The following is a 14,877-nucleotide window of genomic DNA, read 5'->3' as shown; positions in this document are numbered from 1 at the left end:
ATCAATACATCCCTTTGTGCGTCATCTCCGAGTTGAAAAATATGTTCGCCAAATTCTCCTCAGAATTGTTAGCGGCAAAAGCCTCCTTAAAGGTCTTTCGACCGATGGCTTGTAAGGCAGCGAGGTCTTCTAAAGTAGCCGGAAGGATTTGTAGGCTTAGATTAGGCATTTTTTTGACCACTTAATAGTTTAAATAATTTCACGTGTTCATAATAATTTTCCCTACCTATTTTATGTTTTACCAAGATATTGGCGTCAACCATATCTTCCAAATAGCGAATGGCAGTATTTCTACTAACACTTAAATCTTTCTGTAGGTATTCTATTTTGGTATATGGGTATTTGAAAAGACTATTTAGTAGGTCTTGGCTATATAGTTTAGGTGCTAATGCTCTAATCTGGCTTTTTTGTTCTTGCATTAATAATCGGAGCGCTTGAATTAATACAATCCCTTCTTTAGCCGTTTTTTCCACTCCATCTAGGATAAATAACATCCATGCCTCCCACGACTCTTTTACACGGATTTCTTGAAGTAATCGATAATAGTCGTTTTTATGGGTGATGATGTAGCTGCTTAGATAAAGAATAGGCAAAGTTAAGAGTCCTTTTTGGACCAAATACAATACATTAATAATTCGTCCAGTTCTGCCGTTACCATCATAAAAGGGGTGAATACTTTCGAATTGATAATGAATGATAGCCATCTTTATTAATGGGTCAAGGTCCATCATCGAATCATCATTGATAAAGGATTCCAGGTTTTGCATCAAGTTAAGGATGGTATCGTAGTCTTGTGGGGGTGTATAAATAACCTCTCCCGTTTGATCATTTAATAATTTTGTGCCAGGAAGCTTTCTAAAACCGGCCTTGTTTTGTTCAACGACTTCTTGGATTTGCAGGATTGTATTATTGGTAAGTAATCCATTTGTTTTAACAAGGTCAAAGCCCTCAATTAATGCTTTCGCATACTGATGAACTTCTTTAGCTGCAGGGCTTGCAAACTGCTGGTTTTGAAAATTACTTCGGTAGATTTCATCAAATGTGCTGATGATATTTTCGATCGCGGAACTTTCCCTCGCCTCTCTAAGTGCTAACGTTTCTAAAAGAATACGTTCATTTGGAAGGCTACTGATGACCCCTTTAAACTCTGCCAAAGCTTGATGTGCTAATGCCGATTTACGCAAAACAGCCTTGGTTTCAATATCCTGATGCAAAGGCAGTAAAGGGATTTTTGTCGTTTCCATTTCGAAATATAACCCAAAAATTTAATTATTTGGGTTGTTTTGATTAATTATAACCCAAATAATCAACATTTTGGTATATATCTGCTGCACTCAATTGCCGTTTATATAATGGGCGGATCTAAAGATGTTTAAATTGTCGTACTTGCAGACTATGACAGCATCGCGCAAAACTTCTTTGACCGCCGGTATTCTTTACCTGCTCACTTTTATTTCCATCCCGACTTTGTCGCTTTATCACGAAATTCACCAACCGAATTTTGTTTTAGGCTCAGCTCCATCGAATGATGTTGTGCTCGGAGGGATGTTAGAATTGGTGATGGCTTTGGCCTGTATCGGTACGGCTTTGGCGTTTTATCCGGTCCTAAAGAAGCAAAATGAAATGCTCGCTTTGGGTTTTGTGGCGGCGCGGATTTTAGAAGCGGCGCTGATTTTTGCGGGAGTTGCGAGCCTATTAACGGTCTTGAATTTGCGCTCTCTAGGTGCAGAAGCACAGGTGGTTTCCCGAGGGTTAGTGATGTTGTATGATCGTTTGTTTTTGATTAGCCAAAGTTTCATCCCGGCCATTAATGGGCTATTGTTAGGATCACTCTTGTACCAAACTCGTTTAGTCCCTCGCATTTTACCCATTATTGGGATCATCGGCGCCTTTACTTTAGTAGCCGGTGATGTAGCCGTTTTGTATGGTGTGTATGATCAGCGAGCACCTATCGCCGGCTTATCAGCGGTCCCAATTGCGCTGTGGGAATTTTCGCTGGGGATTTATTTGACGTTTAAAGGATTTAAAGAAAATGCCGTAATTTTAGGTTAATGAAAATTCCTATTTATCAAGTCGACGCCTTTACGAACGAACGCTTTAAAGGCAATCCTGCTGCTGTTTGCCCCTTAGATTCGTGGCTTCCGGATGTCGTGATGCAAAACATCGCTGCGGAGAATAATTTAGCAGAAACTGCTTTCGTTGTAGCCGCAGGTAATGAATACGAAATTCGCTGGTTTACGCCCACCGTCGAAGTGGATTTGTGTGGGCATGCGACTTTAGCGAGCGCGTATGTTTTGTTCAATGAATTGGGTTTTGTAAGTGACCAAATCAACTTCATTTCTCATCGAAGCGGTCCTTTATCCGTGACAAAGAATGGCTCCATTTTAGCCTTGAATTTTCCGGTGGATGCCTTATCGGAATTACCCTTAAAGCCTGCGGTTGCCATTGGATTATCACAGGCGCCTCGCGCCGTTTATAAAGGCAAAACGGACTACTTATTTGTCTACAATTCGGAAGCAGAAATCTTGGCTTTGCAACCCGATTTCGAAGCATTAAAAGCGCATCCTGTTCGCGGGATTATCGTAACAGCTCCGGGCGAAAAGACCGATTTCGTGTCGCGCTTTTTTGGTCCAGCTTGTGGGGTGAATGAAGATCCGGTGACGGGTTCTGCACACACGACGTTGATACCATATTGGGCTTCGGTTTTAGGCAAAACGGAATTAACGGCTCGTCAATTATCTTTAAGAACGGGGGATTTAACGTGCAAACTTCTCGGGGATCGAGTAGAGATAGCTGGAGAAGCGGTGTTATATTTGCGAGGAGAGATTAACGTATAAAGATGAAAAACAGTAAACTAGCTAAGGCAGGCGGAATGCTGGGGAAACAACAAAAATCTGTTTCAGATTTACCGCATAAAGCGAATGTAATTCCTAAAAGTCCATTCAAAAGTAATTTGGTAAAAACAGTTAATAAACGAGTAAACAATCCCTATAAATTATAATGATCATGAAAAAATTATTTACCTTTTTCGCCGTTTTAGCGATGGCAACTAGCTTAACAGCTCAAACACCTAAAGAGAATCTATTAAAAGACTGGGAGCGCGCGCGTGCTTACACAAAGGAATATTTAGATGCAATGCCTGAAACAGGGTATGCGTTAAAGCCGACTAAAGAAATGCGTTCGTTTGCAGGTCAAATGCTTCACATCGCTGACGCTAATTATGGTATCGTAGGAACTGCTACGGAAGTTGCGCCGACGGTTAAAGATTTGGAAAAATCGAATGACGTAGCGAAAGTAAGCGTAACGGAAAAAGTATTAGCGTCGTATGATTTTGCGATCAATGCCATTAAAAATTACCCGGATGCGAAATGGGCGGAGATGATTAAGTTATTCAATCGTTTCGATGTAACGCGCGGTCAAGTTATTGATAAGGCTTTCGAACACCAAACGCATCACCGCGGTCAAACAACGGTCTATATTCGTATGGCAGGAGCAACGCCTCCAGCAGAGAAGTTGTTCTAGTCTGAAACATTCTATTCAGAAAAGGGTTTGTCTTTTATAGGCAAGCCCTTTTTTATGCAAGGCGTTAAAAAACAACATTTACCCTCCAAAACCTGTCCCGTATGTCAACGCCCTTTCGCCTGGCGTAAGAAGTGGGAGAAGAATTGGGACCAAATCATCTACTGTGGTGAAAAGTGTAGACGTAGCAAATAAGTTTTCGGACGAAGATATTGACCGTATTATCCAAATGGCCTGGGAAGATCGCACGCCATTTGAGGCGATCGAATTTCAGTTTGGCTTAAAGGAAAAAGAAGTCATCGAATTCATGCGCCTGAATAGCAAAGAGTCGAGTTTCCGTATGTGGCGAAAACGAATGACTGGCCGCGGCACGAAACACCTGCAAAAGCGCGTTGCGGTAGATCCACGCTTCAAGTGCACGCTGCAACGCAGCATCAGCATGAATAAAATCAGCAAACGCTAGTGAATTTCCCTACGAACCTCGCCGCCGTTTACGACCGCATCGATCAATTCGATCCAGAAAAGTATGCACGAAGCCGGAACTTTATTACCGGTGGAGTCTCCTATTTATCCCCCTATTTATCCCGCGGTTTTATCACGGTTCCCCAAGTCGTCAAACGATTAAAGGATCGTGGAATCGGTTTAGAACAAGCGGAAAAATTCATCCAAGAATTAGCCTGGCGGGAGTTTTATACGCGCACCTGGTTTCAAAAGGGCGATGCTATTTTCGAAGACATTCGCCATCCGCAGGAGGGGATTGAACGCTTTGGAATTCCTCGCGGGGTGCTAGAATCTTCGACCGGAATTCAAGCTTTAGATGGGGCATTAAAGAACTTCCCAGACACGGGATATCTCCACAATCACCTCCGAATGTACCTGGCCTCGACGATTTGTAACGTGGCTAAATACCACTGGTTAGAACCTGCCCAATGGCTGTATTACCATTTGTTGGACGGCGATTTAGCGAGTAATGCGCTGAGTTGGCAATGGTGCGCCGGGACTTTCAGTAACAAGTTGTATTACGCGAATCAAGAGAATATCAATCGATACACTGGGAGTCATCAAAGAGGGACTTTCTTGGATTTTGACTACGAGGACTTACCCTCGCAACCTGTCCCGGATCATCTATGTAGATCGGTAGAGGCTTCACTTCCGTTTACCCCGCCTAAGACGCTTCCGCTTGAATTAGAAGCAGATATTCCCACTTTCATCTACACCCATTACACATTAGATCCCACGTTCCACGAGGGGGAAGCCGGTAACCGGATTTTGGTCTTAGAACCGAGTCATTTTGCGAAGCATCCGATGTCACCTAAGACGATGGAGTTCATTTTATCGCTAGCAGAAAACATACCCGGAATTCAAATTTTTTATGGGGAATATGCAGACCTTAATTTAAAAGGGATTTTCCGTGATCATCCCATCAATGTTCATTTTCAGGGTACTCGCGAAGCGCATCCGAGTTTAGCTCCAGGCCTGCAAGGGGAGTTCAATAGCTTTTTTTCTTATTGGAATAAATTAAGCAGACAACTGAGCTAAGAAAGTTTCCGCGCGCGAAAGATTCGCTTCTCTTTTTTCCAAAGGCATCTTGTCCCAAGTACTGATCAGCATCGCCCAGCGCGGATTTTTGCGGAACGTTTCGCGTTGTTTATCTAAGAATCGCCAAAACAAACCATCCCAAATCTCCTGCCATTCGCCCTTCGGATAATCACTCATTTTCAGGATATAATTCGAACCGCAGATATAGGGTTTCGTGGTCATTAAACCTCCATCGCTGAATTGTGACATCCCATAGATATTAGGCACCATCACCCAATCGTACGCATCGATGTACATTTCCATGAACCAGCGATAAACCGCATCCGGTTTGATTTCGCACAATAACATAAAATTTCCCAGCACCATCAATCTTTCGATATGGTGGTTATAGCCCGTTTTTAAGAGCTTGCGAATTGTTTGGTCGATGGGTTCCACACCTGTCGTACCGTCGTAAAAGGCCGCTGGCATCTCTTTGGTAAATCCCCAATAATTCGCCGTACGCTGTTGAACACCGATTTTGCGATACAGTAATTGCACAAATTCCCGCCAACCTACGACCTGGCGAATGAAGCCCTCCACGCTATTCAAGGGCGCAGCGGAGGCCGCAACGCGATCGATTACCTGTGCCGGATTCAATAATCCCACATTAATAAGTGGACTTAAAATGCTGTGAAACAAGGTCTTTTCTTGCGCCTTAATCGCATCTTCATAATCCCCAAAAAGCGGAATCCGTTCCTGAATAAATTGGTCCAGTGCGGCTTGCGCCTCAGCCTGTGTCACTGGGTAATATGCTCCCGAAAAGGGGCGATCGGAAGAACCTGGATTATTCGGAAAATGCCTAGTAACATACTCGATGGCCTCTAGGATATACTCATTCGGAACCGTCTCTGGGAAAGGTGCCGGGATAAAGGTATTCTTCGGTATTTTCTTGCGGTTATCCGCATCAAAAGTCCATTGACCGCCCATTGGTTTCCCGTCGTCTTCGAGTAGAATTCCGCGGTCTTTACGCTGCTGGGTATAGAAAGCTGTCTGAAAATAGGGCTTGCGCGTACCCAGCAGTGCGGTATCCGTATTGAGGAAATTCGGGCTTGCTAAAACTTGGATTTCTCTTGCACTGCGAAGTCTGCGTTCTAGTAAATAATCATTCGGATCGAACAAGCTTATCGCGCCATCGATAGAAGAAACCAGCGCGACTTCCGATGCACGCGGATCTTGCGCTTCGATGTATTCCACCGTTTTTCCAGCCGCGCGAAGTCTGTCCGCAAAGGCGCGCATGCTCGCCCGGTGGAAGAGTATTTTCTGTTTGTGGAAGGCGTATTGTTTGAAGAACAATTCAGATTCAACGACATAGAAAATAGCCGCTTCTTGAGCGAGTGTCTCTTCAAACAATTGATGCGGAAAAATTAGAAATGCGCTCATTTATTCACGTGTTTTTGAAGGATTCGCGCCCCCTCTTGCCGGGCTTTTTTCGTTTTCCGCATCGCCCAAACTTGATCCGACGCCATCTTTCTTGTCGCACTTAAATCCACGACCGGAGCGGGATAATCCACTCCGATTTTGACCCCGTACAAAGTTTGTTCCATGTCACTTAATTTCCAAGGTTCGTGAATCAAGGTAGACGGAATCGATGCTAGTTCCGGCACCCATTTTTTAATGAAAATTCCATCTGGATCATGGGCGTAAGAATTCTTAATCGGGTTATAAATGCGGATAGTATTAATTCCGGTCACACCCGCTTGCATTTGGATTTGAGGGTAGTGAATGCCAGGCTCGTAATCGAGAAATTGTCGTGCTAGAAAATGCGCTAAATCCCGCCAATCCTGCCATAGATTAAACACAAAAAACGATACGACCATTGCCCGCATTCGGAAGTTTAAATAACCTGTTGCCACCACGCAGCGCATACACGCATCGATGAGAGGAACTCCGGTTTGGCCGTTTTGCCACGCCTGAATCAAGAACTCATCGCGGTCTTTCTCGAGCGCTTTATAGGCCTTATTTACAGGTTCAAATTCCATTCTCGATTCATCCTCAAACTTCTGCATGAAATGCCCTTGCCAATGTAATCTGGAGGTGAAATTAGAGAGGGCTCGTTTATTCACAGCGGTCTTATAATGCTGCATGGTGAACGTATAAGCCATCCGCATGCTGATATTTCCGTAAGCTAAATAGGGAGAAATCCGGCTGCATCCGCGTCTACTTGCCTCCGGTTTACTGATGGAAAAGCTGTAGTCTCTGTGCCTTGATTCGATGAAACTTTTCAGGTATTTCCAGCCCCAGTATTCGCCGCCTTCTTGGAAGATAGGATTCCGGGTTTTAAATGTAAGTGGAAGTTCTGGCCCTTTAAAAGCATCATAAAATTCATTCGACAAGCGCACCAAATTCCAATTATCCTCACGTACTAAATAGGGTTCGTGACGCATCGTCTCTTCCCAACGTTGTTGCCATGTTTTACGCGATTTCAAACGGCGAATCACACCGCCCGTGGGCGTTTCGTTCCAGGTAATTCCGGCACTCGAGCAAAAAGTCGACACCGCTTTGTCCCGTTGAAAACTCAAATCATTTCCAATCTCCTGATGGGAGAAAATTTGGCGAATTTCATATTGCTCAGATAGCGCCTGAAACACCGGCAAAACCTCGGTATGAAAGAGGTAAAGAACCCCGCTTCGGTCCTCTAATCTCCCCTGCATCTCGACTAAAGATTCATGAATAAATCGCCAATGGCGGACATCACTGTCTGGAAAAGCGATCAGGGATGGCTCGAAAAAATAAACCAATAAAACCGGTATATCAGAATCCAAAGCCCGGTACAAAGGCTCGTGGTCCGTAAAGCGGAGATCACGTTTGAACCAGACGATGTTGATAGGGGTTTTGGCCATTAAATACTAACTGAAAAAACCCATAGGATGTTTTCAGAAAGAAAAAGCGTACCTTTGCACCGGTTTTTAACCTTAATGTATCAAAATGAAACAATTTATAACACTTTGCTTTATCATCTTCGCGACCAGCACCCTGAATGCCCAAACAGGAAGCATCGAAATGAGCACCGGAGGCTTCTCTTTTATCCCTGCCTTCACTTCGAAAGAACCTAATATCATCATCAATGCTGGGACGAATCCTAAGAAACGTTTAACAGGCTCATTGATGTACATGATGCGTATGAAGAGTATGACACCTACTACGGTGGCCTTATTTACACGCTACCGGTTTATCGATAAGAAATTTAAAGCCACTGCTGGGATTCATATTCCCGCTTTTCAAATGACGGAGGAATATGAGGTGACGAGTTTCTTCGGACGGGAATTGACTATGTCTTATCCCATTTCTGAAAAATTGACCCTAGGGTCCTTTATATTAAATGGAAACGCTCGGAATACTGATTTTAAAGTGACGCTAGTCTCTGGAAATACGAATTACCGCCATAAAAACTGGGGATTTTTAACTCAGGGATATTACCTAACGGTGGGAGATTTAACGGGTGTAGCAGAGACGATATCGTATGATATCAATTCCCATTTTCAGGCCAAAGCTTTTGGCAATTATACCCTCACAGATGGTCAAGTTATTGCAACGGTCGGCTTGAAGTACAATCTATAATTTTTTCGCTTTAAAGGTCCAAGTGAAGTGGAATTCAGCCACGACTTCACCTGCCTGATTTTTCCCAATGGAAGTAGAGAGGAGCTTCGAGCCCTCTTTATTTTCAAGCGCATCATTGACCGCTTGTTGGAAAGCAAGCCCATCTGCGCAGGTAAAAATAATCACCCCCGTCGCTTTCTTAACGAACTTCGCTTCGAGCTTTTCGACTAACATACTCACCGCCGGCTGGCGCTTATACACCTGTCCAAAAGCCAGCATTCCACAACTCATCTCCGCCGCCATCGCCTCTACCGCGAAATACATGGAGCGAAATGGATTCTGATTAAACCACGAAAGTTTCACGCGAACACCACACGATTCTTCATCGAAATGAGCCATGGATAGTCCCGCCCAAAAGGCCGCTGACAGTTTTTGGAAAACAAAAAATTTGAATAATACCGGATTCGTGATGATCCGCTTGAAAGCGGGGAAATGTGGGTTCATTAATTGAATTAAACTCTCTCTTTCTTGTTGTTTGTTTTGCTTGTACTATTCAGCCACTGAGCCTGCTCCTTGGCTTCTTTTAAGGTAACTACAGGTTGTTTGGATAAGATGGCAATGCTTAACTTGGCTCTTTCCTGAAAGGATATATTGTATTTCATCTTTCATTTTATTGGTTCTACAAAGGTAAGAAAATTAAACATCCACTTACTATGGATGCTTAATGCTCTATAAATTACCTAGTTAACCAATACAAACAAAACAAATAAACTGATATTCTAATAACTCAATCCATGCCCAAACGCAAACAAGCCATAACCTGGACCTTCCATATACCCTGGAACGTCTGATTTATTCGCCTCTACTGCCGCCTGATTCGCAGGAGTCGTAAATGGCATCTTTCCCGTAGGTTTATAGGCTCCTGTCACGATATCAAGAAGCGCTTCTTGGGTAGTTCCAAAAGTCGCAATAATGGAAGTCGCTTTCCCTTTATCAATCTCTTCAATCACCCAAGGGTTCGTGTAATTAATCGCTACAATCGTCGGTTTGGCATTCAATACTTCATTCACATCGATGCGATTCTTAGACAGATTCAAATCGATTTTTGAACCCTGCGAGCTGAATAATCCCCCTGAAGTAGGAACTAGCCACAACAATACGACATCCGCCTCTTCTTTCGTGGACACGAATTCTAGACCAGGATAATTGGGTTTCGAAACCTTAATCGCTTCTCCTCCGGCGTTGCGGCCTGATTGGAAATACGTCTCGAAGTACACTTTGGTTTTCTTAGCTAAAGGCAAACGCTTGTCGTCGTTGCGTAATAAGACAATCGATTTGCGCAAAGCTAAATCGGCTGCCGCCACCGCTTCTTTATTGCCTACTGTCTTCACAGCGTCCTCCACATTCACATACGGATTCTCGAAAAGACCTAAATCGAATTTCTCTTGTAATAATTTCGCCACCGATTGATTAATGCGCTCCTCTGAAACCAATCCACTCTTCACCACTTCGATCAAAGTCGTAGGATCTGCCGCCCCAGAGAAGATATCCACTCCTGCGTTCAAGGCTTTTTTATAGCGCTCAGGAATGCTGATATTTTCCACACCCCAAGGCATCATTTCGATAGGGCCTGTATCCGAGTTGATGATCCCGTGGAAGCCTAATTTGTCCTGCAATAAATCACCGATCATCGCTTTGTTATAGGAGAATCCCACCTCCTCGAATTCCTTTCCTTTTGGAGCAGAATAATAGGGCATAATAGCGGAAGTTCCGGCAGCAATCGCTGCCTTAAATGGCTTTACGTGGTAATCGAACATACCCCCAGGGTAATGCGCAAACTTGCCCCAGTCAAAGTGTGAATCTTGTCCGTCCACTTGCGGGCCACCGCCTGGGAAGTGTTTCGTAGTCATCGCGACAGAGGTGTTGGAAAGCTTAGTTCCTTGGAAGCCTAAGACGATCTCAGTAATCATCTTCGACGCTAGATCTGCATCTTCCCCAAAAGTACCCTCAACGCGACCCCAACGCGGTTCAGTCGCTAAATCTGCCATATACATATAACCTTTACGAAGACCTACCGAACGCCATTCTGCTGAAGCCGTTTCCGCAAACTTACGAGTTAGTTCAAAGTCGCGCATCGCCGCTAAACCTAGTTCGCCTGGCCATTTAGAGAATGCGGTAACACCCACGCTTAAACCTACGGAAGCATCCGTCGTCACGTGGTTACGGGGATTCGAAGCGACAATCGCCGGAATACCTAGACGCGTTGATTCGCAAAGTTCTTGTAAGTTATTGGACCATTTGGCCATGATTTCTGGCGACGCATTCGCACGTAAAATGAAATGGCGCAAGTGGTATTGAGTCACTCCTTTTGTGGTTCCTGCCGCAGACATGTTAGGGGCGCCTAAAGGCTTGCGGGTAAACATATTCGTATTTTGTACTAAATCCTCTTCATTAAATCCTTCGGTGATCGGCGTTCTCGGACCACCTCCCTGTACTCCATTCGCGAAAACTTGGTCCCCGCCCATACGCGTCGTGCTGATGAGCATGAAACCGAGTTTTTCCTCGACGGTCATTTGGGATACTAAATCCTTCACACGCACGTCCACAGGCAAGCGCCAGTCTTCGTATTTGTCCAGTTTATTATTCTTGTTTAAGTCTTTAAAGGATAATTTTCCCACGCGCAATGTAGGCGTTTTCATAGCGACAATGACGGGTTGCGTTTGTGCTAGTAATGAACTAGAAGCAAAAAGCAAGGCAATAAGCACACGAGATTTCATAGGTTTTTTCTTTCTTTGTATAGGAAAGCAAATCTGTAGCCATTTCTAATCACATGAAAGATCCGAATGTAGACCAATTCATACAAAGTGCCGACAAGTGGTCAGCGGAGATGGCCTTTTTGCGCCGCATTTTGCTTGACTGTTTGATGGTAGAAACCTATAAGTGGCGGACACCCGTGTACATGGTGGGCACGAAAAATATCATTGCGATCTCTAGTCTGAAAGACCATTGTGCTTTGAATTTTTTCAACGGTGCGTTATTGCAGGATGAGGAAAGCATGTTAATTAAACCCGGCGAACATACGCAGTTAGGTCGCTGGATGAAGTTCAGTTCGGTGGAACAGATTTTGGCCAAAGAAGATCTCATCAAAGCCTACATCCTAGAAGCCATCGAGGTAGAGAAACTGGGTCTGAAAATGGAAAAGTCCACCGAAATCCCTCATCCAGAAGAATTAAAGGCAATTTTTGATAAAAAACCTGCTTTAAAAATAGCTTTCGATAAACTCACCCCGGGCCGCCAGCGCGCTTACCTTCGTTTTTTCACAGACGGAAAACAATCTGAAACGCGTACTTCGCGCATTGAGAAAAACGAGAAGTACATCTTAAAAGGGATTGGAATAACGGACTGCATTTGCGGCCTAACGAAGCGAAAGCCGAGTTGCGATGGATCGCATAGAGCCATCGAGCATTTTAAAAGATGACGTTTACAAGTCGTATGCATGACGTTTTTTGCACCAGATTTTAATCTCAAATTTGCCCCATGAATTTTGGAGAACAATTAAAAGAAATCCGTACCTCGAAGGGCTTTACGCAAATCGAGCTTTCTGAAAAATCAGGGATCGCCCTGCGCACCGTTCAACGCATGGAGCGCAACGAGGGCAAGCCTAGTTTGTATTCGATGAATGCGATCGGCGATGTTTTGGGGACGAATTTGACTTTGTTGTATGCTCCGGATTTCGAAACCGAAACACGAAATATTATGGAAAGTACAGACCAACAATTATGGGCGATTGCGAGAAGCCGTGCCAAATTCAAAAGGAGCCTTGGTTCTTATTCTATCGTCATCCCTTTTCTGTGGGTTATTTGGTTTTTAACCTCACAAGATAAAGATATTAATCGCATACCATGGCCTATCTGGCCTATGTTAGGCTGGGGTATAGGTCTAGCGATTCAATACCTGAAAGCGTATGTAATTCAAGTCGGATCTTTAGAACAACGGGAATACGAAAAGTTGAAGAATAACCAATAATCGCTTAACTCGTCTTCTTAAATCGCCATATCGCTAAAGCGTTTATTCCTATTCCATAGACGAACATTTTTAGGATGAAGGGATAAATTTCCGCGATTCCGCTTCCTTTGAGGAGTATGAGCCGATTCACTTCAACAAAATATTTCAGGGGATTCAATTCGTTTACCCATTGAGCCCAATCCGGCATGGTTTCTACGGGCGTGAATAATCCACACATCAGAATAAACAGGATGATAAAAAAGAATGAGGTAAATAAAGCCTGTTGTTGAGTTTCGACTGCGGTTGAAATGAACAAACCAATGCCAAGCGGGACAAAAAGAAATACAGCTAAGAATAGTTCAAGTAAACCTAAGCTTCCCACCATTGGGATATGAAAGATCAGTCGGCCTAGGGCAATACCAGCCCAAAAAATAAAATGTCCGATAAACCAAAAGGGGATTAATTTCCCAAGGATAAATTCGTATTTCTTTAAGGGGGTTACATTCAGTTGTTCAATGGTTCCAATTTCTCTTTCTCGCACTACATTCAAGGCACAAATTAAGATAATGATTAAGGTCATTACTTCAGCAACGATACCCGGAAGCATAATGGTTTTATAATTTAAGGTAGGGTTGTACCAGAAATTCGTTACGGGTATAATTTTAGGGCTTGCGGAGGTATTTGAATTACCTCGCACGTCACTCATGAAATCCTGAGTTATTGCACTAGCGTAATTTTGAACAATTCCCGCTTTTGAATTATTTAATGCGTTAATTTGAAATTGAACTGCGGGAGGAGAGTTTTGTATTTTGATGTTTTTTTCAAAGTCTTTTGGAATGACTAAAACAAGATCAATGGCATCTCGCATGAGGAGGTCATCCGCCTTTTTTTGATTGTTAATCAAGTCTGTTTTTTGAAAGAAATTAGCTCCCGTAAATTTATGAATGAGTTGGGAAGAGCTTGTACTCTTGTCTAAATCCCAAATTCCCAATCGCAAATTTTTGATTTCATAATTTGCTGCAAACGTGAGCAAGATCACCTGGACTACGGGCAACACGGTCATGAATGGCAGTAATTGCCTATTTCTAAAGATTTGTAAAAATTCCTTTCGGACAAGAATGAGAATGTTGCGCATATTATTTGTTTCGTTTCAGGCTTTGAATACTCACTAAAATAAAGACCGCGGTCATTGCGATTAAGATGGAAAATGGTTTCCAAATAAGTGTTATTCCTGCTCCTTTGATCATGATGCTTTTAATCAAAATGATAAAGTGAGTAGCTGGGATGATATTAGAAATGAGTTGTAAGGGCAATGGTAAACTTTCAATGGGAAAAATGAAGCCAGAAAGAAGCATGGTGGGCATCATGAGCGACACTAAGCTCGCAAACATCGCTGCTTGTTGTGTTTCTACGCGAGTGGATATAAGAATTCCAAGTGATAAGGAGGCTACGGTATAGACAAGACAGGCTAAAATTAATAAAGCTACAGATCCTACCATGGGTAATCCGAATACAAAGATTCCCAATAGGATGATTAGAAAACTGTTTAGGAGGGAAAGGATCAAATAAGGTATTACTTTTCCAATGATGATCATGTAGGGACTAATTGGAGAGATGGATAGTAACTCTAAGGTCCCAGTTTCTTTTTCTCGTGCTAGGGTTACGGAGGTTAATAAGGCTGAAATAATCAAAAGAATCAAGGCGATTACCCCAGGAATAAATAAGTAAACAGAGAGTAATCGTTGATTAAATATCATCCGCGTGCTTAGCTGGATCCCCACGCTGTTTTCGCGCCCATTTTCAGTATTAAAATCCCCTATGATTCCCGATACATAACTGGTAGTATTGATCGCTGTATTAATATCGCTTGCATCTGCAATTAATTGTACTTGAGCTTTTTTTGCATGATATAATTCTTGCTGAAAGTTCGTGGGGAAAAAGATAACAAGTTTGACTTTGCCTGATTTAAATGCCTTGGGGATGTCTTGAGGTTTTTCTAAAGTTTGTTCTACTACGAAATAACCGGAACCAATGATTCGATGAATCAGTTTTTCCGATGTTTGACCTTTCGATTGATTTAAGATTCCGATAGGGATATTTTTAAAGTCGTTATTTAGCGCATAGCCGAAAATGACTACCAGCGCGATGGGTAATGCGAAAAGAATCATCATTGTCCGCGTATCGCGGAAAATATGATAGAACTCTTTTTGAACGAAGGCATAGAATTTTTTCATCAAA

The 14,877-nt window shown here is 43.1% G+C and carries 19 protein-coding genes; 10 read left to right on the top strand and 9 right to left on the bottom strand.

From position 1 onward, the window contains the following. Window position 1: 1 nt before the first annotated feature. Both SKC37_RS07140 and SKC37_RS07135 read right to left on the bottom strand, forming a co-directional pair. Window positions 2–169, bottom strand: coding sequence for a hypothetical protein (locus SKC37_RS07140; protein WP_377980815.1), 168 nt, complete (start codon window positions 167–169; stop codon window positions 2–4). Further along, window positions 162–1,244, bottom strand: coding sequence for a Fic family protein (locus SKC37_RS07135; protein ID WP_377980814.1), 1,083 nt, complete (start codon window positions 1,242–1,244; stop codon window positions 162–164). The genes SKC37_RS07140 and SKC37_RS07135 overlap by 8 nt, the downstream gene beginning before the upstream one ends. 151 nt (window positions 1,245–1,395) lie before the next feature. Here SKC37_RS07135 and SKC37_RS07130 point away from each other — a divergent pair, with 151 nt between their 5' ends. The 7 genes from SKC37_RS07130 to SKC37_RS07100 are packed head-to-tail and all read left to right on the top strand — an operon-like array spanning window position 1,396 to window position 5,058. After that, window positions 1,396–2,052, top strand: coding sequence for a DUF4386 domain-containing protein (locus tag SKC37_RS07130; RefSeq protein WP_130922368.1), 657 nt, complete (start codon window positions 1,396–1,398; stop codon window positions 2,050–2,052). Then, on the top strand, window positions 2,052–2,837 hold the full coding sequence (locus SKC37_RS07125) for a PhzF family phenazine biosynthesis protein (protein WP_377980813.1): 786 nt from the start codon (window positions 2,052–2,054) through the stop codon (window positions 2,835–2,837). The genes SKC37_RS07130 and SKC37_RS07125 overlap by 1 nt, the downstream gene beginning before the upstream one ends. Window positions 2,838–2,839: 2 nt before the next feature. Further along, window positions 2,840–3,001 carry a hypothetical protein gene (locus tag SKC37_RS07120; protein WP_377980812.1) on the top strand — a complete coding sequence of 54 codons (162 nt, stop codon included), beginning with the start codon at window positions 2,840–2,842 and terminating at the stop codon, window positions 2,999–3,001. Between the two features lie 5 nt (window positions 3,002–3,006). Further along, complete coding sequence (locus SKC37_RS07115) at window positions 3,007–3,522, top strand: DinB family protein (protein WP_377980811.1); 516 nt, start codon at window positions 3,007–3,009, stop codon at window positions 3,520–3,522. A 54-nt stretch (window positions 3,523–3,576) separates the two neighbouring features. Continuing rightward, window positions 3,577–3,714, top strand: a complete 138-nt coding sequence (locus SKC37_RS07110) for a DUF2256 domain-containing protein (protein ID WP_377980810.1) — start codon at window positions 3,577–3,579, stop codon at window positions 3,712–3,714. Continuing rightward, on the top strand, window positions 3,689–3,982 hold the full coding sequence (locus SKC37_RS07105; RefSeq protein WP_377980809.1) for a TIGR03643 family protein: 294 nt from the start codon (window positions 3,689–3,691) through the stop codon (window positions 3,980–3,982). The genes SKC37_RS07110 and SKC37_RS07105 overlap by 26 nt, the downstream gene beginning before the upstream one ends. Beyond that, window positions 3,982–5,058 carry an FAD-binding domain-containing protein gene (locus SKC37_RS07100; RefSeq protein WP_377980808.1) on the top strand — a complete coding sequence of 359 codons (1,077 nt, stop codon included), beginning with the start codon at window positions 3,982–3,984 and terminating at the stop codon, window positions 5,056–5,058. The genes SKC37_RS07105 and SKC37_RS07100 overlap by 1 nt, the downstream gene beginning before the upstream one ends. On the opposite strand, the gene SKC37_RS07095 is transcribed toward SKC37_RS07100, so the two are convergent. Both SKC37_RS07095 and SKC37_RS07090 read right to left on the bottom strand, forming a co-directional pair. After that, on the bottom strand, window positions 5,038–6,477 hold the full coding sequence (locus SKC37_RS07095; protein WP_377980807.1) for a cryptochrome/photolyase family protein: 1,440 nt from the start codon (window positions 6,475–6,477) through the stop codon (window positions 5,038–5,040). The genes SKC37_RS07100 and SKC37_RS07095 overlap by 21 nt on opposite strands. Next, window positions 6,474–7,937 carry a cryptochrome/deoxyribodipyrimidine photo-lyase family protein gene (locus SKC37_RS07090; RefSeq protein WP_377980806.1) on the bottom strand — a complete coding sequence of 488 codons (1,464 nt, stop codon included), beginning with the start codon at window positions 7,935–7,937 and terminating at the stop codon, window positions 6,474–6,476. Before SKC37_RS07090 ends, SKC37_RS07095 begins: the two co-directional genes overlap by 4 nt. A gap of 85 nt (window positions 7,938–8,022) precedes the next feature. On the opposite strand from SKC37_RS07090, the gene SKC37_RS07085 reads away from it, so the two are divergent. Beyond that, the gene (locus SKC37_RS07085; RefSeq protein ID WP_377980805.1) at window positions 8,023–8,655 is read left to right on the top strand and encodes a hypothetical protein; all 633 of its coding nucleotides are present in this window, start codon (window positions 8,023–8,025) and stop codon (window positions 8,653–8,655) included. Here the strand turns inward: SKC37_RS07085 and SKC37_RS07080 are convergent. The 3 genes from SKC37_RS07080 to SKC37_RS07070 form a co-directional block, all read right to left on the bottom strand. Further along, entirely contained in the window at window positions 8,650–9,138 is a 489-nt protein-coding gene (locus SKC37_RS07080; protein ID WP_377980804.1) for a DUF4442 domain-containing protein, read from the bottom strand. The genes SKC37_RS07085 and SKC37_RS07080 overlap by 6 nt on opposite strands. Before the next feature lie 8 nt (window positions 9,139–9,146). Beyond that, the gene (locus SKC37_RS07075; protein ID WP_377980803.1) at window positions 9,147–9,296 is read right to left on the bottom strand and encodes a hypothetical protein; all 150 of its coding nucleotides are present in this window, start codon (window positions 9,294–9,296) and stop codon (window positions 9,147–9,149) included. Window positions 9,297–9,413: 117 nt separating this feature from the next. Next, a complete protein-coding gene (locus tag SKC37_RS07070) occupies window positions 9,414–11,411 on the bottom strand; it encodes a glycoside hydrolase family 3 protein (RefSeq protein WP_377980802.1) in 1,998 nt (665 codons plus the stop codon). Window positions 11,412–11,464: 53 nt separating this feature from the next. On the opposite strand from SKC37_RS07070, the gene SKC37_RS07065 reads away from it, so the two are divergent. Both SKC37_RS07065 and SKC37_RS07060 read left to right on the top strand, forming a co-directional pair. Further along, a complete protein-coding gene (locus SKC37_RS07065; RefSeq protein WP_377980801.1) occupies window positions 11,465–12,112 on the top strand; it encodes a DUF1801 domain-containing protein in 648 nt (215 codons plus the stop codon). A gap of 59 nt (window positions 12,113–12,171) precedes the next feature. After that, window positions 12,172–12,660 (top strand): 2TM domain-containing protein, encoded by a 489-nt coding sequence (locus SKC37_RS07060; protein WP_377980800.1) that lies wholly within the window; start codon window positions 12,172–12,174, stop codon window positions 12,658–12,660. 4 nt (window positions 12,661–12,664) lie between these two features. Here the strand turns inward: SKC37_RS07060 and SKC37_RS07055 are convergent, their stop codons facing one another. Continuing rightward, entirely contained in the window at window positions 12,665–13,774 is a 1,110-nt protein-coding gene (locus tag SKC37_RS07055; RefSeq protein WP_377980799.1) for an ABC transporter permease, read from the bottom strand. A gap of 1 nt (window position 13,775) precedes the next feature. Then, window positions 13,776–14,873, bottom strand: coding sequence for an ABC transporter permease (locus SKC37_RS07050; RefSeq protein WP_377980798.1), 1,098 nt, complete (start codon window positions 14,871–14,873; stop codon window positions 13,776–13,778). Between the last annotated feature and the right edge of the window lie 4 nt (window positions 14,874–14,877).

It is taken from the genome of Aquirufa esocilacus (assembly GCF_042715595.1).
In the GTDB taxonomy this organism is placed as follows: Bacteria; Bacteroidota; Bacteroidia; order Cytophagales; family Spirosomataceae; genus Aquirufa; species Aquirufa esocilacus.
Note: the sequence above shows the minus strand (reverse complement) of the source record. Positions and strands in the feature narration are given on the sequence as shown.